The sequence below is a fragment of the Stenotrophomonas sp. IS26 genome, from assembly GCF_054188265.1.
This window is the reverse complement of the sequence record NZ_JBSZJV010000025.1, coordinates 31301-49799: the sequence shown is the minus strand read 5'-3', so window position 1 is coordinate 49799 and position 18499 is coordinate 31301. Positions and strand designations below refer to the sequence as shown.

Here is an 18499-nt window from a genome sequence, read left to right as displayed (position 1 = left end):
GCGGCTGGGGATGTCGCAGCCGCCGCTCAGCCAGCAGATCCGTCAGCTGGAAACGCTGCTCGGCGCGCGGTTGTTCCTGCGCGCGAACCGTCGCGTGGAACTCACCGATGCCGGGCGCGTGCTGCAGGAACAGGCGCGCGAGGTGCTGGCCCGGGTGGAGACCGCGATCGATCTGACCCAGCGCGCGCAGCGCGGGGAAACCGGCGAGCTGCGCATCGGGCTGACCCGGGCCACGCCACTGTCCACGCAGATTCCGCGCGCGATCTTCGCTTACCGCCAGCAGTTCCCGCAGGTGCAGTTGAAGCTGCGCGAGATGAACACCCTGCAGCAGATAGATGCGCTGATGGCCGGCGAACTGGATGTCGGGTTGATCCGCAAACGTGCCCTGCCCGCGCCGCTGATGTCACGCAAACTGTTCAGTGATCCGCTGGCGCTGGTGGTGCACGGCCAGCATCCGCTGGTGCGTGAGCTGCCCGCCGATGCGGCGGTGGCGCTGCGGCTGTTCGCGCATGAGCCGTTCGTCGGGTTCCTGCGCGAGGTCGGTGCGGGCATCCACGATCACTTCATCGCGTTGTGCCGGGGCGCCGGCTTCACGCCGCGCATCGTGCAGGAAGCCGGGGAAGCCTCGACGTTGATCAGCCTGGCGGCCTCAGGGTTGGGGGTAACGGTGCTACCCGCCTCGTGCAGCCATATCCAGGTGGACGGGGCGCGCTTCGTCGCACTCAGCGATCGTGCCGCCAGTTCGGAAGTGCACGTGGCCTGCCGGCGTGGTGCGGCGTCGCCGTTGATCGGGCACTTCACCCGGCTGCTGCAGGGGGTCAGCGGCTGAGCGCGAGCGCGACGGTGGCCGGTTGCACGCGCTGGCCCAGACGCCAGGCGATCACGCCACCGGCCACGGTCAGTACCCCGACGAAACCGCACACGCCCAGCCAGTCCCAGTGGGTGTAGAACACGCCGCCAAGCACCCCGGCCACGCTGGAGCCCAGGTAGTAGGCGAACAGATACAGGGCGGACGCTTCGGCGCGCATCGCACCGGCGCGGCTGCCGACCCAGCTGCTGGCCACCGAGTGGCCGCCGAAGAAGCCGAACGTCACCAAGGCGATGCCAGCGGCCATGCAGCCCAGCCACGGCATCGCCAGCAGCACGATGCCCAGCGCGATCAGTCCATAGCAGATCGCCAGCACGCGGCTGCGGCCATGGCGGTTGGCCTGCTGCCCCATCCACGCCGAGCTGAAGGTACCGACCAGGTACACGCTGAAGATCAGGCCGACCACGGTCTGGCTGAGGCCATACGGCGGCGCCAGCAGGTGGAAGCCGAGATAGTTGTAGAGGGTGACGAACACACCCATCAACACGAACGCGGTGGCGAACAACCACGGCAACCCGGGATCGCCGAACAGGCTGCGCCAGCGCGAAGGCAGTTCGCGCAGTCCGCCGCGACGGCTCTGGAAGTGGCGTGACGGCGGCAGCTGGATCCAAAGCAGCACGGTACTGAGCAGCGCAATCAACGAGACCACGCCAATGCCCCAGCGCCAGCCCCAATGGTCGGCGACGATGCCCGCGATGAGACGACCGCTCATGCCGCCGATCGCGTTGCCGCCGATGTACAGGCCCATCGCCAAGCCCAGCGCGCGGCTGTCCATCTCCTCGGCGAGGTAGGTCATGCCCACCGCCGGTACGCCACTGAGCGCGATGCCGAGCAGCGTGCGCAGCACCAGCAGCGTGGTCCAGTCATCCACCATCGCGGTGGCGACGGACAACACGCTGGAGGCCAGCAGCGCTGCGACCATCACGCTGCGGCGCCCGACGCGGTCGGAGATCAATCCCGCGATCAGCATCGAGACCGCCAGCAGACCGGTGGTCAGCGACAGGGTCAGCGCACTGTTGGCTGCGGAGACGCCGAAGTGGCGACTGAATTCCGGCAGCAGCGGCTGCACCGTGTACAGCAGCCCGAAGGTGGAGAAGCCGGCCAGGAACAGCGCGGCCGCCGTGCGCCGGAAGGCCGGGGTGCCCTGCTGGATCTGATCGCCCGCGGCCGCTGCGGTGCTGGTCAGGGGGCTGCGGTCGGGGACCGCTGCGGTGTCGCCATTCATGCCGGTAAGGCCCGCGTAGACGGGCCGGAGCGAGGAGTCAGCGCTCAGGATAGGCAGCGTCGGTAGGTCGATCCATAACCTGATAGGTCTGAATCGAGATGTTTCAGATATCGATTCAGATCGCGGGCGCGGTTACAGCGCCTGCCAGGTCAGGCCTTCGCCGCGCCGGTAGTACACATGCGAGGCCTTGCCGTACAGCGCGCTGGCCTGGACCAGGCCGAAGAAACGTCCGTCAGCACTGTTGCCGCGGTGGTCGCCGAGCATCAGCACCTGCCCGGCGGGTACGGTCAAGCCGGTGATGTCCGGGCCACCCCCCTGGCCCAGATCCAGCTGGGCCAGATGCTGGCCGAAGTCTTCGATCTCACCGACCCCGGCCTGGGCCAGCGGATGGCCGTTGATGCTCAGGTGACCGTCGTGCAGCTCGACCCGATCCCCGCCGACCGCCGCGATGCGCTTGATCAGCCGGGTGCCGTCCTGCGGTGAATCGAACACCGCCACGTCACCGCGCTGCGGCTGGCCGATGTGCAGCAACTCCATCGAGGTGAACGGCAGGCGCACGCCGTAGGCACGCATGTCCACCACCACCCGGTCGCCCGGCATCAGCGTGTGCTGCATCGAGCCGCTGGGTACCTGGTAGTGATTGGCCAAGGTGTCGCGCGCCGCAGCGAGCAGGCCGAGCATCACCAGCAACGGCAGGGCTTCCTTCTTCAGCCAGCGCAGCAGGCGATGGTCGGTGGGGGCAGAGGCGGCGGCGGGGGTATCCATACGGGCGCTCCAGGAAGTGTGTGGCTGTGACCGGACGGACGGCGGGCAAGTTCCCTGCCCGGGCCTGAAAAAGCTACGCACTGTTTACGCGGGGGCCGCCCGGTCGGCATCGTGGTTTTACGGGGCGCGGCCGCATCGTGGCGACACCGCGCCGCAGGGCGCTTCGAAGAGACGTTCCATGACCATCCTGCTGATCCGGCACACACCGTCGAACGCCGTGCCGGACGCGTCGCCGCTGCCTGCGCGGGTCGCCGGGCACCGCCTGGCCTGCCGCGACTGCGACTCCCTGCCGGCCCTGGTGCGCTGCCTGCAGCGTGCCCAGCGCAGCCGCCCGGCGCTGGTCCTGATCGCCACCGCGGCGGTCGATGCGCCGCAGTGGGCCCGTTATGGCCAGGCGCTGCGCACCGCGCTGGAGGACCTGCCGATGCCGTACATCGAGATGTCCAGCAACGACGACGACGCGCTGGACGAGCACCTGCATCCGCAGCATGCCCCGGCCGCGCGGGTGGTCTGCAGCAGCGGCCCCCAGGATGCGTGTCGCCTGTCGTTGGCGATCGCCGCCCATCGCCTGCAGGCCGTGGAGGGCTGAGCCATGTCGATCTTCATCATCCGGGGGCCGGAAGCGGCCGGGCAACTGATCCGTACCGCACAGCCGCTACCGGCACTCGTTCTCAAATCCCTGGTGCATCGCGCGATCGATGCGGGCACCACGGTGGCGATCCGCGCGTGTGGCTCGGAGCAGGAACTGCTGGATGCCCTGCGCGTGGCCGACCACAGCCGCGGCGAAGTCACCCTGCTTGATCCGGGTGCGTGCGTGGACAGCGCGCGCCTGCAGCGCCTGCTGCCGCATCTGCATAACGCCTACGTGGAAGTGCACGACGACGATGCGCGTGCACCGGAGGCATGCCTGCCGGCGCATGTGGGCCAGCGCATCGGCGTGGCGCGCGGGTACTGCGCACAGAGTTACATGCACGCGCTGGAGATCGCGCTGGATCACCTGGGACGCAGTGAGATCGCCGAGGGCGTGCACGTGGGGACGTGATGCGCGGGGCCGGTGGGGCGGGCGCTGGGCCCCCATGCCCTTGGAGGCGAAATAAAGGGGGAGGGGCGGCCGCAGGCCGACGCCGGAGGACATTCGCCGGAAAGGGCATGGGGGTCCAGCGCCCGGCCCAGCGGAGCAGCAACCCAAAAAAACGGCAGGGTTTCCCCTGCCGTTTCAATATCATCGCGCACTGGTGGCAAGCGTACCGACCAACGGTCGGTACCTACCGGGATGCCGCGATTATTTCAGGCCACGATTGACCAGCAGCGGTTCCACCGACGGATCCTTGCCGCGGAACTCGCGGTACAGATCGGCCAGCTCCACGCTGTTGCCGCGCGAGAGGATCTTGTCGCGGAAGACCTGGCCGTTCTCCGGGGTCAGGCCGCCGTTCTCCTTGAACCACTCGAAGGCGTCATGGTCGAGCACTTCGGCCCAGAAGTAGGCGTAGTAACCGGACGAATAACCGCCCCCCCAGATGTGGTCGAAGTAGCTGGTGCGGTAGCGCGGCGGCACCTGCGGCAGGTCGACCTTGAACTTCTTCAGCGCGGCCGCTTCAAACGGCGCGACGTCCTGCAGCTTGGCGTCGGCCGGCTGGGTGTGCCAGGCCAGGTCGAGCAGGGCGGCCGAGAGGTACTCGGTGGTCGCATAGCCCTGGTTGAAGGTGCGGGCCTTGAGGATCTTGTCGACCAGCGCCTGCGGCATCGGCTCGCCGGTCTTGTAGTTCTTGGCGTAGTTGGCGAAGACCTTCGGGTCCAGCGCCCAGTGCTCGTTGAACTGCGAGGGGAACTCGACGAAATCGCGCGAGGTGCTGGTACCGGCGATGGACGGGTACTTCACCTTCGAGAACATGCCGTGCAGCGCATGGCCGAACTCATGGAACATCGTGGTCACATCATCGAAGCTCAGCAGCGCGGGCTGGCCGGCGGCGGGCTTGGTGAAGTTGCACACGTTGTAGACCACCGGCTTGGCACCGGTCAGGCCGTCCTGTTCGACGAACACATCCATCCAGGCGCCGCCGGACTTGCTGTCACGCTTGAAGTAGTCGGTGTAGAACAGGGCCAGCGAGGTGCCGTCCTTGTCGAACACTTCGTAGACCTTCATGTCCGGGTGGTAGGTGGGGATGTCGGTACGCGGCTTGAAGGTGATGCCGTACAGCTGCGTGGCGGCGTAGAAGACGCCGTTCTGCAGCACGTTGTCCATCTCGAAGTACGGCTTGATCTGCGATTCGTCCAGGTCGTACTGCGCCTTGCGCACCTGTTCGGCGTAGAAGTCCCAATCGGAGGCAGCGAGCTTGAAACCGCCCTTCTGCGCGTCGATCACCTTCTGCATTTCGCTGATCTCGCCACGCGCCTTGGCGGTCGCGGCCGGCACGGTGTCGGTCAGCAGCTTGAGCGCGGCGGCCGGGGTCTTGGCCATCTGGTCGGCCAGGCTGTAGGCGGCGTAGTTCTCGAAGCCGAGCAGCTTGGCCTTCTGCGCGCGCAGCTGGGCCAGGCGCTGGATGGTCTCGCGGGTGTCGTTGGCGTCGCCCTTTTCAGCACGGGTCTCCGACGCCTTGAGCACGGCGGCGCGTTGCTCGCGGTCGCTCAGCGAGCCGAGCACCGGTTGCTGCGTGGTGTTCTGCAGCGGCAGCAGGTACTTGCCATCAAGATTGCGGGCCTTGGCATCGGCGGCGGCGGTGTTGATCGCATCCTCATCCAGGCCGGCCAGCTTGGCCTTGTCATCGACGACCACGGCACCGGCGGCGGTCGCGGCGACCAGGCGGGTGTGGAACTGCGTGGCCAGCGTGGTTTCTTCGACGTTGAGCTTGCGCAGCGAGGCCTTGTCGGCATCGTTCAACTGCGCACCGGCACGCACGAACTCCTGGTAATCACGCTCGACCAGGCGCTTCTGCACCGGGTCCAGGCCCAGCGCATCGCGCTGGTCGTAGATGGTCTTGATGCGGGCGAACAGCTTCGGGTCGAGGTTGATCTCGTCCTGGTGCTCGGCCAGCTTCGGGGCGACTTCTTCCTGCACCTTCTGGCGTGCATCGTTGGTGTCGGCCTGGACCAGGCCGAAGAAGATGCGCGACACGCGGGTCAGGGTCTCGCCGCTGCGCTCCAGCGCTTCGATGGTGTTGTCGAAGGTGGCCGGCTCGGGGTTGTCGGCGATCTTGCGGACTTCGGCCAGGTGCTGCTTCATGCCTTCGTTGAAGGCCGGCAGGTAGTCACTGTCCTTGATCTTGTCGAACGGCGGCGCCTGGAACGGCAGCGTGCTGGCGCTCAACAGCGGGTTGGCGGACGCATCGGCCGGCTGCTGGGTCGGGGCGGGCTGGGTATCGGTCACGGGGGTGGACTCCTTGCCGGAACAGGCCGCCAGCGCCAGGCTGATGGCAGCGGCCAAAACTACGGTACGCGACATGAAACGGGCTCCTTGGATGAGGGCGCGGGACGTGAAATCCCGCAGCCGATCACCCTACTCCCAAAGCCCGCAGGCGGCATGTGCCGGTCGTGGCGCGTGGCTGTGCGGGCCGTGGGGGCTACCCGGTCCGGCCCGCCCGGCGGCGCTCAGACGGTGCCGCGGGTCTTGCCCTGCCAGGGGCGGTAGTACGCGCGGATCGCGGCCATGTCGGCCGCGTCGTTGCCGGTGGGATGGAACAACGGGCCGATGCCGATGGTCTTTTCCGGGTAGTGGAAGTACGCGGCCAGCACCGGCACATCGGCCATGCGCGCGATCTTGAGGAAGCCGGCCTTCCAGTGCTGCACTGCCTTGCGCGTGCCCTCCGGGGTGATCGCGTACCACAGGCGGTCCGAGCCACGGATCAGGCTGACTGCCTGCTCCACGGTGCCCTGCGGTGAGCTGCGGTCCAGCGGGATGACGCCGAGCTTGCGCAGCAGCGGCCCCAGTGGCCACCAGAACAGCGAGGCCTTGCCCAGCACCTTGACCTGCATGCCCAGCGCGATCTTCGCCGCCATGCCCCAGAAGCCGTCCCAGTTGGACGAATGCGGGGCGATGATGAACACCACTTTGGGCACATCGGGCAGGGTGCCGGTCACTTTCCAGCCGCCCAGGCGAAGCGTGCAGCGGGCCAGCCAGCGGAGGAAGCGGTTCGGTTTGACCTGCGGCATGTTCGGCGGAACCACCGGCAACAACGGACTTCGGTTGTTCAAGCAATCACTCCCAATTGCGTGTGGTGCGCCCGCGCTTGATCTGCGCGCGCCCCTTTTTGGCGTCCAGACGACGCAGTTTCGACCCGTAGGTCGGCTTGGTGGCCACGCGTGCCTTGGGCACGCTCAGCCCCGCCTGGATGAAGGCGGCCAGTCGATCGCGCGCGTCCTCGCGGTTACGGTCCTGGGTACGGAAACGCTGTGCATCGATGACCAGCACGCCTTCGCCGGTCATGCGCCGGTCGCGGCGGGCCAGCAGGCGCGCGCGCAACGGCTCGGGCAACGAAGGCGAGCCAGCCACGTCGAAGCGGAGCTCGACGGCGGTGGAGACCTTGTTGACGTTCTGGCCACCGGCGCCGCTGGCGCGCACGAACCGCTCGACGAGTTCCGTATCCGGAATCGTCAGGTGCGCGCTGATGGTGACTGGCCCGTTGCCCATGGGCGGCATTGTAAGGGGAGGACCGCCGGCCGGGTGACTGCAACGTGCGTGGATGTCGCCGATAACGTCCTCAATTACGGTCTGATGACGCCATCGCAGGTATTCTCCGGTTTCCCGCAACGCAGGATGCTCCGCAATGTTCCCGATCCGCCCGATGGCCCGCCGTGGCCTGATCCGCATGACATTCGCCCTGGCGCTGGGCCTGGGCGCGATCGCGCCGGCCATCGCCGCGCCGCCTTCGGATGCCGACATCAACCGCCTGCTGGCCGCCTCGCGCGCGCAGAGCATGCTCGATACGATGCTGCCGCAGATCGAGGCGATGCAGCGCCAGCAGTTCCAGCAGGTGGCGCAGCAGCGTCAGCTGGATGCGACGCAGCAGGCGCAGTTGCAGCGGATCGAGCAACGGACCAGCCAGACGGTGCGCCAGGCGCTGTCCTGGAAGGAGCTGCGGCCGATGTATGTGGATCTGTACAAGCAGACCTTCAGCAAGGAAGACGTGCTGGCGATGGCGGAGTTCTATGAGAGCTCGGCGGGGCAGAGCCTGTTGGACAAGACGCCGGCGCTGATGCAGAACGTGATGGTGGCGATCCAGGCCAAGATGCAGCCGCTGTTCGTGGATCTGCAGAAGGACCTGGAGGCGATCGTGAACGAGCCGGCGCCTGCGGCCGCACCGGCGAAGAAGTAATCGGGCTCGGGATCACAGAGGGTTACGTGTCAGTCCGCGTACGGCAGCTGTTCGTTTTCCATGGATGAGTAAGCCGGGCAGCCCAGGTCAGCGCACTTCCCAGTCGAACAGATCCATCGCCTTGCGGAATTCGCCGTCCACCGGCGCGCTGATGTCCATCGGCGTGCCATCCGGATGCGGGAAGCGCAGGCGCTCGGCGTGCAGGAGCATGCGGTGGATGCCCTGCATGCGGAAGCTGCGGTTGTGGCGGCCGTCGCCGTGGCTGGTGTCACCGATCAGGTGATGCGAGAGGTGCTTGAGGTGGCGGCGGATCTGGCGGAACCGGCCGGTCTGCGGCTGGCAGCGCAGCAGGGCGTAGCGTGAGGTCTCGAACTCGCCCATCGGAATCGCGATCTCGCCCACGGCGACACGCTGGAAGTGGGTGATCGCCTGCTTCTTGACCGGTTTGCCGGGGCCGCCATCGAGGTCGTGGTCGACGGTGAAGGCCTCATCGGCCGGCCAGCCGCGGCAGATCGCGAGGTAATCCTTGGTGACGTCGCCGCCCATCAGCGATTTGCCGAGCACGCTGGCGCTTTCGCGATCAAAGGCGAGCAGCAGGCAGCCGCTGGTGGCGCGGTCCAGACGATGGACGAGGAAGATCGGCTTGCCGAGCTGTTCGCGCAGGCGGTCGGCGAGGAAGTCGTCTTCGCCCCGGGCAAGCTTGCTGTCGTGGACCATCAGCCCGGCGGGCTTGTTGACCACGGCGAGCTGGTCGTCCAGGTGCAGCAGCTGCAGGGGCGGAAGCGCCACCGGCGGCTCGGCCAGGGCCGCTGCCGGCAGCTCGATCACGCTCATCGGCGCCACCAGGCACTGGCCAGCGAGAACACCCCCGCCGCGCCGGTCACCCAGCTCCACACCGGGGCATCGCCGAAGTACCAGCCACCCGGCTGCAGGCCATACAGCACCGCGGCGACGATCATCAGGCCGACGCCGGCAATCGCGGCCACCGCGCGCTTCTGCAGTTTCTGCACGCTGACGTTCAGCGCCGCCAGATCACGCGAGCGCATCGACAGTTCATGATCACCTTCCACCTGCTGGCGCAGCCAGGCGTGGACCAGGCGCGGCATGTCCGGCGTATGCGTCATGATTTCGGGCAGGCGCTTGCGCACTTCCTTCAGCACCCGGCGCGGGCTGTAGCGTTCGCGCAGGATGCGTTCCAGCACCGGCCGCGCGACCGCCCAGATATCCAGTTCCGGATCGAGCTGACGGCCGACACCTTCGATGTTGAGCAGTGTCTTCTGCAGCAGGATCAGCTGCGGCTGCAGCGTGAGCTCGTAGCGCTGGGCCACGCGGAACAGCTTGATCAGCACCTCGGCCAGCGAGATCTGCGACAGCGGGCGGGTGAAATACGGTTCGCACACCGAACGCGCGGCCGCTTCGAGTTCATCGATGCGCACGTTGTTGGGCATCCAGCCGGCTTCCACATGCAGCGCGGCCATGCGCCGGTAGTCCTTGTTGAAGATGGCCATGAAGTTCTCGGCCAGGTAGTACTGATCTTCTTCGGACAGCTGGCCCATGATGCCGAAATCCAGCGCGATGAAGCGCGGGTTGTCGCGGCGCGCCGGATCGGTGTCGACCCAGATGTTGCCGGCGTGCGCATCGGCGTGGAAGAAGTTGTCGCGGAACACCTGGGTGTAGAACACCCGCACGCCCTTGGCGGCCAGCGCCTTGCGGTCGATGCCGGCCTTGTCCAGCGCGACGATGTCGTCCGACGGGATGCCCCACACCCGCTCCAGGGTCAGCGCGCGCTCGGCGGTGTGGCTCCAGATCACCTCGGGCACGTACAGATCGTCCGAGTCGATCCAGTTGCGGCGCAGCACGCTGGCATTGGCGCCTTCGCGCTGCAGATCCAGTTCGGCGGCCAGGGTGTTTTCGACTTCGGCGACCACTTCGCGCGGGCGGATCTTGTCGGCGCGCGGGTGCGCGCGTTCGATCAGCGCGGCGGCCGACTTGAGCAGCGCGATGTCGGCGTCGATCTGCTTTTCGATGTCCGGGCGCAGCACCTTGACCACCACCTGGCGGCCATCGGCGAGCGTCGCCGCGTGCACCTGTGCGATCGAGGCCGAGGCCAGCGGCTGCAGATCGAAGCTGGCGAAGGCTTCGCTCACCGGGCGGCCGAGCGCGCGCTCGACAATGGCCTGCGCGGTAGCGCCATCAAACGGTTTGACCCGGTCCTGCAGCAGGGTGAGTTCGTTGGCGACGTCGGCCGGGATCAGGTCACGGCGGGTGGAGAGGATCTGGCCGAACTTGACGAAGATCGGGCCGAGGTCCTGCAGCGCCAGGCGCAGGCGCGCACCGCGCGACTGTGCGGCGATGTCGGCCGAGGCGCGTGGCACGAACGGCTTGGCCAGGCGCAGCCAGCGTTCGGCCGGGGTGCCCTGGAGCAGATCGTCGAGGCGGTAGCGCAGGATGATGCGGCCGATGCGGCTGGCGCGGAAGATCGCCTTCATGCGCCCACCTGCCGCAGGCGCTGGACGCGCACGGCCATGCGTTCAACGTCGTCGCGCATCACGTCCACATCGTCGTGGAAGGCATCCAGTTCTGCTCGGGGTACCACGTCGCGCGACTCCTCGGTGACAAATTCAGCGGCGCTGTGCGCCAGGTCGGACGCGCCGCGGCGCGCGTGCTGCAGTGCCGAGCGCAGGGTGTTGGCGATCTGCACGCCCATCACCTCGCCGAACACGCGCACGAACGGCTGCTGCCAGTCCGGATCGAAACGGGTCGCGAGCTGCTGCAGGCGGCGGGCCAGCTCGGCATCGCCGGAGACCTTGACCCGCCCGGCCGGCGCATCACCGCCACGGCGTGCATTGGCCAGGAACGGCAGCTGGGCCAGCACCCCGCCCAGCGTGCTGCGCACGGCCAGGTCCGGCACCTGCTGCGGATCGACCGGGCCGACCGTGAGGCGCTCCCCGTCCACCCCGATCCGCATCGCCAACGCAGGCGATTCCAGGGTCAGCGCGATGTGGCGGCCATCCAGCGCGGCCAGCGCGCTGCGGGTGTCCGGGTCCAGCGCCAGCGCGCGGTTGAGCGTGAGCTGCAGCGCATTGCCAGCCAGCGGCTTGAGGGAAGAGAGCAGGGAACGGGCCATCACCGCATTCTACCGTGTGCCCTTGAACGGCGGGCGTGCTCCCGGGCGCCGACTCGGTTCATGCTATGGCACCCCAACACAGTGACAGGAGCGGCAACAGGCATGGGCAAGACCCGGGTAGGCATCATCTTCGGCGGCCGTTCGGCCGAGCACGAGGTCTCGCTGCAGTCGGCGAAGAACATCCTCGATGCGCTGGACAAGGACCGCTTCGAGGTCAGCCTGATCGGCATCGACAAGCAGGGCCAGTGGCACGTGAGCGACCCGCGCGACTTCCTGCTCAATGCCGGCGACCCGGCACGGATCGCGCTGCACCGCTCGGGCAATGCGGTGGCGGTGCGGCCGGGCCTGGAGCGCCAGCAGCTGGTGCCCACCGATCCGGCCACCGCGCTGGAGCAGATCGACGTGGTGTTCCCGATCGTGCACGGCACGCTGGGCGAGGACGGCTCGCTGCAGGGCCTGCTGCGCATGGCCAACCTGCCCTTCGTGGGCTCAGGCGTGTTGGGCTCGGCAGTGGCGATGGACAAGGACGTGGCCAAGCGCCTGCTGCGCGATGCCGGGCTGGCGGTGGCGCCGTTCGCCTGCTTCAACCGGGTCACTGCGGCGCGGGCCGATTACGCCGCGCTGGTCGCCGCGCTGGGCACGCCACTGTTCGTGAAGCCGGCCAACCAGGGCTCCTCGGTGGGTGTGAGCAAGGTGCGCAACGAGGCGGACTTCCATACCGCCCTCGCGCTGGCGCTGTCGTTCGATCACAAGGCGCTGGTGGAAGCGGCGATCGACGGCCGCGAAATCGAGTGCGCGGTGCTCGGCAACGAACACCCCGAAGCCAGCGTCTGTGGCGAGGTGGTCGTGCACGATGATTTCTATTCGTACGACACCAAATACATCAGCGAGACCGGTGCCGACATCGTGGTGCCGGCGGCCATCACCGATGCGGAGCAGTCCCGTATCCGGCAGATCGCCGTGCAGGCCTACCAGGCACTGGAGTGTGCCGGCCTGGCACGCGTGGATGTATTCCTGACGCCGGCCGGCGAGGTGGTGATCAACGAGATCAACACGTTGCCCGGCTTCACCCGCATCAGCATGTACCCGAAGCTGTGGGCAGCCAGTGGGCTGGATTACACCGCCCTGATCACGCGGCTGCTGGAACTGGCGATGGACCGGCATGCGCGTGAGCGCGATCTGCGCAGCGCCATCGCAACGACGGCCTGAACATCGTTGCCGATGTCAGGCCGTCATTATTTCCGCAGGGCGTCCCACGCCGGAGAGAGGTAGCGCGGGACGCGCCGGACACTAGGTCCGCTTGCGGAACATCGAAACCACCGCCAGGATCAGGAAAACGACGAACAGGATCCAGGCGACGTTGCTGGCGGCGCCGGCAATGCCCGAGAAACCAAGCACCGCCGCGATGATGGCGATGACAAAAAAGATGACGGCGTAATGCAGCATGTCGACCCTCGCGTTGATGCGTGCCGGAGTTGGCGTGGGGCCATGTTCACCAACCTGCGGTGTTCAGGGAGTGATGGAATCCTGTGCGTTCGATGAAGATGCCAGCCGGGCCAGCCCTTCTTCGATGCTGACCAAGGGGACATAACCGAAGTCGCGGCGGGCCGGTTCCATGCTGTACCAGTGCGGGGTGCACAGCTGCTCGGCCAGGAAGCGGGTCATGGGCGGCTCGCCGCGCAGGCGCATCAGCGGCCACAGCCGCTCGCAGACCGCGCCGATCCGGTAGGCCGCCTTGAAGCTGATCGACTTTGTCACTGGCGGCGCATCCACCGCGGCCAGCAGCTTGTTGAGCAGCTCGCGCATCGGCAGCGGCTCGCCGTTGGAAATGAAGTACGCCTTGCCGGCGCAGGCCGCGCCCGGGGCCAGGTGCTCCAGGGCCAGGAAGTGGGCCAGTGCGGCGTTGTCGATGTAGGTGGTATCGACCTTGTTCTGCCCATCGCCGACGAAGCGCAGGCGGCCGGCGCGGGCGCGCTCAGCCAGACGCGGTACCAGTTGCTGGTCGCCCGGGCCCCAGATCAGCCGCGGCCGCAACGCGACCGTGGCCAGCTGCGCATCGTTGGCCGCCAGCACGCGCTGCTCGGCGATGGCCTTGGTGGCCGCGTACGGCGCCTGGAAGTTCTCGCCATACGGCACCTCGTCCGCGCCCAGGCCCTCCACTGGATGCGTGGCGCGATGGGTCACGCTGGGCGTGGAGGTGTAGACCAGCTTGCCCACGCCGTGCGCGCGACAGGCCGCGATGACATTGTCGGTGCCGACCACGTTGGCCTGGTGGTAGCTGTCATAGCTGCCCCACGCACCGGCCTTGGCCCCGTTGTGGAGGACCGCATCGACCCCGGCCACCGCATGCATCACCGCCTGCGCATCGGCCAGGTCGCCGCGGATCTGGCCCACGCCCATCGCCTGCAGCGCAGGGTAGTGGCCGCGGTTGAACGCCAGCACCTGGTGACCCCGCTCGATCAGTCCCTTGCACAGGGCCTGGCCGAGGAAGCCGCCGCCGCCGGTCACGAGGATCTTCATGCGTGCTGCTCCAGTTGCGCGGTGGCCCATACCGTGAGCTTCTCGCGGCCGATCTTGGCGTTGTGGCGGATGTCGACCGGGAAGCCCGGGTGCGGCAGGAACTGCTCGATGCGCGCGGTGTGCGCATGTGCGGCCGCTTCACGACGCAGGCGCTCGACCAGGGCGGGCGAATCGATGGTGCCGGGCTGCAGTTCGTAGCACAGCACCGGCCGCTGCCGACCCGGCGCACCCACGCCGACCAGCGCGGTGCGGGCGATGCCGTCCAGCGCATTGAACACCGGCTCGACCTGCTCGGTGTACAGCGGCCCCTGCGCGGTTTCCACGCGCTGGGTCTTGCGCCCACAGAACCACAGCCGGCCCTGCGCATCGAAGTAGCCGACATCGCCCATCCGGTGCACGACCCGGGTGCTGCCATCGGCCAGGGTTTCGGTGATCTTCGCCGCCGCGGTGGCCTGCGGGCGGTTGAAGTAGCTGTCGGTGGCGGTCGGGCCGGCCACGGTGATCTCGCCCACCTCGCCGGCGGCCAGCACACGGGCCTGCGACCATGCCGGCAGCGGCGCGTCGTCGATGGCGATGATGCGCACCTCGTTCGGCGCGACCACGCGGCCGACACAGGTACCGGCGCCGGCCTCGGTGGCCTGGCGGGTGTTCTCCAGCTCGCGGCCTTCGATCACCGCCACCGGCAGGCACTCGGTGGCGCCGTAGGGGGTCCAGAACTGGGCGTCGTCGGGCAGCAGGCGGCGGATCCGCGCGACCACATCCGGCGGCACCGGTGCCCCGGCCGAGGTCACCCGGCGCACGCTCGGCAGCGGCTGGCCGTGATCGGCCAGGACCCGCATCAGCGCCGGCGAGCCGAACAGCTGGGTGACGCCGAAGCGGTTGATGGCGTCATGCAGCTTGCGCGGATCGGCCTGGGCCGGGCGGGTCGGGTCCATGTCCGGGATCACCGAGGTCAGCCCCAGTGCCGGATCGAACAGCGCGAACGGCGGGAAGGTCGGCAGATCCACCCCACCCGGCTCCATCCCGAAGGCGGCGCGCAGCAGCTCGACCTGGCCGACGAAATGACGGTGGCGGTAGACCACGCCTTTGGGCACGCCGGTGGAGCCGCTGGTGAACAGGATCGCCGCGACATCCTCGCCATCGGTCGGGGCCAGCGCAGGCGCCGCCGTGGCGCCCTGGGCTTCCAGCCGGGCCAGGGTGGTGCCACCCCAGCCCCAGCGGCGGCCGACGGTCACCAGCAGGCGCGCAGAGCGGCACCAGCGCAGCACCAGGCGCGCCACGTGGGCCAGGCCGATGCCGATGAAGGCCTGCGGCTGGGCCTCGTCCAGGCATTGCTTCAGCGCGCGCTTGTCGATGCCCGGGTCGACCAGCACCGGGACCGCGCCGTTCTTGAACAGCGCGAACATCAGCAGGAAGAACTCCGGCGAGGGCCGCACCATCACCACCGCGCGCACGCCGCGGCCGATGCCGTGCGCGGCCAGGCCGGCCGCCATCGCGTCGCTGCGGGCGTTGAGGGTGCGGTAATCCAGGGTGACGTCATAACGCGCCATGCCGCCGGGCCCGGGCTTGCCGGGGCAGCGGATGGCGATCTGGTCGGGGCGTTCACGGGCCAGCTCGGGCAGGCGCGCGGCGATATTGATGGCGCTGTTCATCCGTTCATTGTCGCCGCTGCAGAAAAATCTTGCGCGCCGGCCGGTGGCGTGGAAAATTCGCGCCCTTCCCTCCTGCTTCGCTGCCGCCCAAGGCCGGTGCCCCATGCCCCATCCCTGCCTCACCTGCGGCGCCTGCTGCACCCAATACCGTGTGGCCTTCCACTGGATGGAATCGGACGAGGTCACCCCCGGTGGGGTCCCGCACGAGCTCACCCAGGTGCTGGACCCGCACCGGCTGTGCATGCGCGGCACCCTGTCCAAGCCGGTCTACTGCGTGGCGCTGGATGCGGAGATCGGGGTGTATTCGCGCTGCAGCATCCATCCCAACCGCCCCAGCGTGTGCCGCGAGGTGGATGCCTCGTGGGAGTACGGCAAGGCCAGCCCGCAGTGCGACAAGGCGCGCGTGGCGCACGGCATGCCGGCGCTGACCCTGGCCGACTGGCGCTGGCGGGACGAGGCGGACAATGACGATGATCATCCTGACGACAACGGCAATTCCCCGGCGCCGCCGCAGGCACCGATCGCGGCGTAAAGATCGGCATGGGCAGGTGACGACCGTTGGTCGTCACGCCGATCAGATCGGGTTCGCGTCCAGGAAGGCGCGGATCTTCGGCACCAGCACCTCGTGCTTGTCTTCCAGCACGTAATGCCCGGCATCCTCGAAGGCATGCACCTGCGCCTGGGGCAGTGCGGCCTGGAAGCCCTTCAGGAAGTGGTGGTCGAACACGAAATCACGCAGCCCCCAGCCGATGAAGGCGGGACGGTCGGCGTAGCTGGGCAGGGTCTGGCCGGAACGCTCCAGCAGCGACCAGGCCTTGTCGGCCGGTGACAGCGGAATGTCCTGCATGAAGCGGATGGTGCTGATGCGGTTGGCGTAGCTGTTGTACGGCGACACGTAAGCGCGGCGCACCTCGGCCGGCATCTTCCGTTCCACGCCCAGCCACGAGGCACCGGACGAGAACGCGTTGAAGGTGCGGATGAGCCACTCGCCGATCTTCCAGTGGCGACCCAGCGCGATCTGCCACGGCATCTTCTTCGCGGCCGGCATCGGGAAGGCGGCGGTGTTGAGCACCACCAGGCGCTTGACCTGCGCGTGGTGCGACAACGCCCAACCGAAGCCGATCATGCCGCCCCAGTCGTGCACGGCCAGGGTCACCGGGCCGGTGATGCCCAGGTGCGCGAGCAGCGCCTCCAGGTCATCCACGCGCGACTGCAGGGTGTAGTCGTAGTGCGCGTCATCGGGCTTGTCCGACAGGCCCATGCCGATATGGTCCGGCACGATGCAGCGGTACTTGTCCGAGAGGCCGGTCACCAGGGTGCGCCAGTAATAGCTCCACGACGGATTGCCGTGGACCATCACCACCACCTCGCCATCGCGCGGGCCTTCGTCGAGATAGTTCATCGACAGGCCGGGGCGCACCTCGAAGCGGTGCGGATGGGCGGGGTAACCGGGCAGCTGGGGCATGCAAACGCACCTGTGAAAAGGGCCGGCAGAACCGGCCCTTGATGTTCAATTCCAACGCCGCAGCAGCCTGCGGCGACTGGTTTACCAGACCACTTCGGCCATCGAGCAGTTCAGGCCCGAGCCGATGCCGAGCAGTGCGATGCGATCGCCCTTCTTCAGCTTGCCCAGCTGCTTGAGCTTGCTCAGCACGATCGGCACCGAGGCCGGGCCGATGTTGCCGTGCTCGCCGAAGATCGTCATCACCTTCTTCGGGTCGATGCCGAAGTTCTTGATGAAGGCGGCGGTGTGCGGCTGGCTGACCTGGTGGATCACGAACTGGTCCAGTTCCTCCACGGCCCAGCCCAGTGCTTCACGGGCGGCCACGAAGGTCTTCTGTGCCAGCTTGATGCCTTCGATCAGCAGCATGCGGGTGTCGGTGACCATGCGGTCCAGGTTGCCCCGGCACAGCTGGTTCCACTCGGTGGCCGAGCGGGTCACGCCACCGCGGTAACGGGGGGCATCGGGCACCAGCTCGGTGCGCGCCATGACCATCGCCGCGGCACCGCAGCCCAGGGTCAGGGCGGCCATCTCGTTGCGGAAGTCATCGGCGGTCACGCCCGGCAGGGCCATGCGCTCGAGGGTCTTCTCGTACACCAGGTTGGCGGTTTCACCGTCGACGATCAGCGCGTAGTCGATCTCGCCGCGTTCGAGCATGCGGGCGGCGATGTCCATGCCGTTGATGAAGGCCAGGCAGGCATTGGCGACGTCGAAGGTCATGCATTCGTCGCCGACCCCCAGGTTGCCCGAGACGATGCTGGCCGTGGACGGCTCCAGGTAGTCGCGGCTGACCGAGGTGTTGACCAGCAGGCCGATCTTGTCGGCGCCGATCCCGGCGTCTTCCAGTGCTTTGCGGGCAGCCAGCGTGGCGGCGTCGGAGGCCAGCATGTCGGCATCCCACAGGCGGCGGGCGTGGATGCCCGCGATATCGCCGAGCACATCGGTACGGATGCCAAGGCGATCCAGCGTCGGCTTCAGCCGTTCGTTGATTTCCTTGGACGTCAGCGTGTGCGGCGCGTCGATGTGCGCCAAGCCGGCGATCGAGACATTCTTGAAGAGCATCAGTTAGCGCCAAGGCTCAGGCAAAGGGGGCGTTATTGTAAGCCGGCACGGCTTTCACCGCACCTTTACGAATTCACGCCCGGGCGTATGGTCCGGACGCAGGGTGAAGGGTTCAGCGTGGCGGGCACTGGAAGGCCAGGAAGCGCTGGCTGCCATCGACGGGCAGGCCAGAGGCCTGCACGGCATTGGCACCGGCGCTGGGCGCCTCGTTGCGGGCCAGGGTTTCCAGCTCTTCCTGCACGCGCAGCGGGTTGCGGTTGTAGAAGCCGACCTTGCTCTTCACGGTCACCACCACCTCGCCCTTGCTCTGGCAGCCGCTGGGAACCGCACCGCCCGGCAGCACGCGGACCGTCTTGCCGGACGACTCGATCGGCACCCAGGTGCAGGCGGAAACGCTGAGGATCAGGGCGGACAGAAGCAGAATGCGCATGGACAAGGCCTGGCTGGAATACGTAAGGGAGTGTGCGGGA

20 protein-coding genes are annotated in these 18499 nt (G+C 67.9%); 6 read left to right on the top strand and 14 right to left on the bottom strand.

Translation table 11 applies throughout. The features are described 5' to 3' along the window. The coding region (locus tag ACW6W5_RS16365; RefSeq protein WP_458233663.1) for a LysR family transcriptional regulator at positions 1-829 on the top strand (829 nt) is incomplete at its 5' end. Here ACW6W5_RS16365 and ACW6W5_RS16360 read toward each other — a convergent pair. Continuing rightward, the gene (locus ACW6W5_RS16360; RefSeq protein WP_152154116.1) at positions 819-2093 is read right to left on the bottom strand and encodes an MFS transporter; all 1275 of its coding nucleotides are present in this window, start codon (positions 2091-2093) and stop codon (positions 819-821) included. The genes ACW6W5_RS16365 and ACW6W5_RS16360 overlap by 11 nt on opposite strands. Before the next feature lie 132 nt (positions 2094-2225). Then, positions 2226-2858 carry a signal peptidase I gene (gene lepB / locus ACW6W5_RS16355; RefSeq protein WP_152154118.1) on the bottom strand — a complete coding sequence of 211 codons (633 nt, stop codon included), beginning with the start codon at positions 2856-2858 and terminating at the stop codon, positions 2226-2228. Positions 2859-3036: 178 nt separating this feature from the next. Here lepB and ACW6W5_RS16350 point away from each other — a divergent pair, with 178 nt between their 5' ends. Then, positions 3037-3447: a hypothetical protein gene (locus ACW6W5_RS16350; protein WP_152154120.1), complete on the top strand. Its 411-nt coding sequence runs from the start codon at positions 3037-3039 to the stop codon at positions 3445-3447. 3 nt (positions 3448-3450) lie between these two features. Beyond that, a complete protein-coding gene (locus ACW6W5_RS16345) occupies positions 3451-3900 on the top strand; it encodes a 3-dehydroquinate dehydratase (protein WP_152154122.1) in 450 nt (149 codons plus the stop codon). A 240-nt stretch (positions 3901-4140) separates the two neighbouring features. Here the strand turns inward: ACW6W5_RS16345 and dcp are convergent, their stop codons facing one another. The 3 genes from dcp to arfB all read right to left on the bottom strand — a co-directional run bounded on the left by dcp (position 4141) and on the right by arfB (position 7482). Next, positions 4141-6297, bottom strand: a complete 2157-nt coding sequence (gene dcp / locus ACW6W5_RS16340; protein WP_046272277.1) for a peptidyl-dipeptidase Dcp — start codon at positions 6295-6297, stop codon at positions 4141-4143. Positions 6298-6443: 146 nt separating this feature from the next. Beyond that, the gene (locus ACW6W5_RS16335; RefSeq protein WP_226956705.1) at positions 6444-7004 is read right to left on the bottom strand and encodes a lysophospholipid acyltransferase family protein; all 561 of its coding nucleotides are present in this window, start codon (positions 7002-7004) and stop codon (positions 6444-6446) included. Between the two features lie 46 nt (positions 7005-7050). After that, entirely contained in the window at positions 7051-7482 is a 432-nt protein-coding gene (arfB, locus tag ACW6W5_RS16330) for an alternative ribosome rescue aminoacyl-tRNA hydrolase ArfB (RefSeq protein WP_121044396.1), read from the bottom strand. Between the two features lie 178 nt (positions 7483-7660). Here arfB and ACW6W5_RS16325 point away from each other — a divergent pair, with 178 nt between their 5' ends. Beyond that, on the top strand, positions 7661-8167 hold the full coding sequence (locus ACW6W5_RS16325; RefSeq protein ID WP_226956706.1) for a DUF2059 domain-containing protein: 507 nt from the start codon (positions 7661-7663) through the stop codon (positions 8165-8167). Positions 8168-8254: 87 nt separating this feature from the next. On the opposite strand, the gene ACW6W5_RS16320 is transcribed toward ACW6W5_RS16325, so the two are convergent. The 3 genes from ACW6W5_RS16320 to ACW6W5_RS16310 are packed head-to-tail and all read right to left on the bottom strand — an operon-like array spanning position 8255 to position 11294. Further along, on the bottom strand, positions 8255-9001 hold the full coding sequence (locus ACW6W5_RS16320; protein ID WP_121044535.1) for a pseudouridine synthase: 747 nt from the start codon (positions 8999-9001) through the stop codon (positions 8255-8257). After that, positions 8998-10656, bottom strand: coding sequence for a ubiquinone biosynthesis regulatory protein kinase UbiB (ubiB, locus tag ACW6W5_RS16315; RefSeq protein ID WP_019184870.1), 1659 nt, complete (start codon positions 10654-10656; stop codon positions 8998-9000). Before ubiB ends, ACW6W5_RS16320 begins: the two co-directional genes overlap by 4 nt. Then, positions 10653-11294 (bottom strand): ubiquinone biosynthesis accessory factor UbiJ, encoded by a 642-nt coding sequence (locus ACW6W5_RS16310; protein WP_121044402.1) that lies wholly within the window; start codon positions 11292-11294, stop codon positions 10653-10655. Before ACW6W5_RS16310 ends, ubiB begins: the two co-directional genes overlap by 4 nt. A 102-nt stretch (positions 11295-11396) precedes the next feature. Between ACW6W5_RS16310 and ddlA the strand changes: the two genes are divergently transcribed. After that, positions 11397-12503 carry a D-alanine--D-alanine ligase gene (gene ddlA / locus ACW6W5_RS16305; RefSeq protein WP_121044405.1) on the top strand — a complete coding sequence of 369 codons (1107 nt, stop codon included), beginning with the start codon at positions 11397-11399 and terminating at the stop codon, positions 12501-12503. Between the two features lie 81 nt (positions 12504-12584). Here ddlA and ACW6W5_RS16300 read toward each other — a convergent pair whose 3' ends face one another. The 3 genes from ACW6W5_RS16300 to oleC all read right to left on the bottom strand — a co-directional run bounded on the left by ACW6W5_RS16300 (position 12585) and on the right by oleC (position 15466). Further along, positions 12585-12740 carry a DUF1328 domain-containing protein gene (locus tag ACW6W5_RS16300; RefSeq protein ID WP_019184873.1) on the bottom strand — a complete coding sequence of 52 codons (156 nt, stop codon included), beginning with the start codon at positions 12738-12740 and terminating at the stop codon, positions 12585-12587. A gap of 63 nt (positions 12741-12803) precedes the next feature. Continuing rightward, positions 12804-13814, bottom strand: a complete 1011-nt coding sequence (oleD, locus tag ACW6W5_RS16295; protein WP_152154123.1) for a 2-alkyl-3-oxoalkanoate reductase — start codon at positions 13812-13814, stop codon at positions 12804-12806. Further along, the gene (gene oleC, locus ACW6W5_RS16290) at positions 13811-15466 is read right to left on the bottom strand and encodes an olefin beta-lactone synthetase (RefSeq protein ID WP_152154126.1); all 1656 of its coding nucleotides are present in this window, start codon (positions 15464-15466) and stop codon (positions 13811-13813) included. The genes oleD and oleC overlap by 4 nt, the downstream gene beginning before the upstream one ends. 103 nt (positions 15467-15569) lie before the next feature. On the opposite strand from oleC, the gene ACW6W5_RS16285 reads away from it, so the two are divergent. Next, entirely contained in the window at positions 15570-15998 is a 429-nt protein-coding gene (locus ACW6W5_RS16285; protein WP_152154128.1) for a YkgJ family cysteine cluster protein, read from the top strand. 42 nt (positions 15999-16040) lie between these two features. Here the strand turns inward: ACW6W5_RS16285 and ACW6W5_RS16280 are convergent, their stop codons facing one another. The 3 genes from ACW6W5_RS16280 to ACW6W5_RS16270 form a co-directional block, all read right to left on the bottom strand. Continuing rightward, the gene (locus tag ACW6W5_RS16280; RefSeq protein ID WP_152154130.1) at positions 16041-16931 is read right to left on the bottom strand and encodes an alpha/beta fold hydrolase; all 891 of its coding nucleotides are present in this window, start codon (positions 16929-16931) and stop codon (positions 16041-16043) included. Positions 16932-17012: 81 nt separating this feature from the next. After that, on the bottom strand, positions 17013-18029 hold the full coding sequence (locus tag ACW6W5_RS16275; RefSeq protein ID WP_019184878.1) for a 3-oxoacyl-ACP synthase III: 1017 nt from the start codon (positions 18027-18029) through the stop codon (positions 17013-17015). A 112-nt stretch (positions 18030-18141) separates the two neighbouring features. Beyond that, entirely contained in the window at positions 18142-18459 is a 318-nt protein-coding gene (locus tag ACW6W5_RS16270) for a DUF4156 domain-containing protein (protein WP_152154132.1), read from the bottom strand. Positions 18460-18499: the final 40 nt, after the last annotated feature.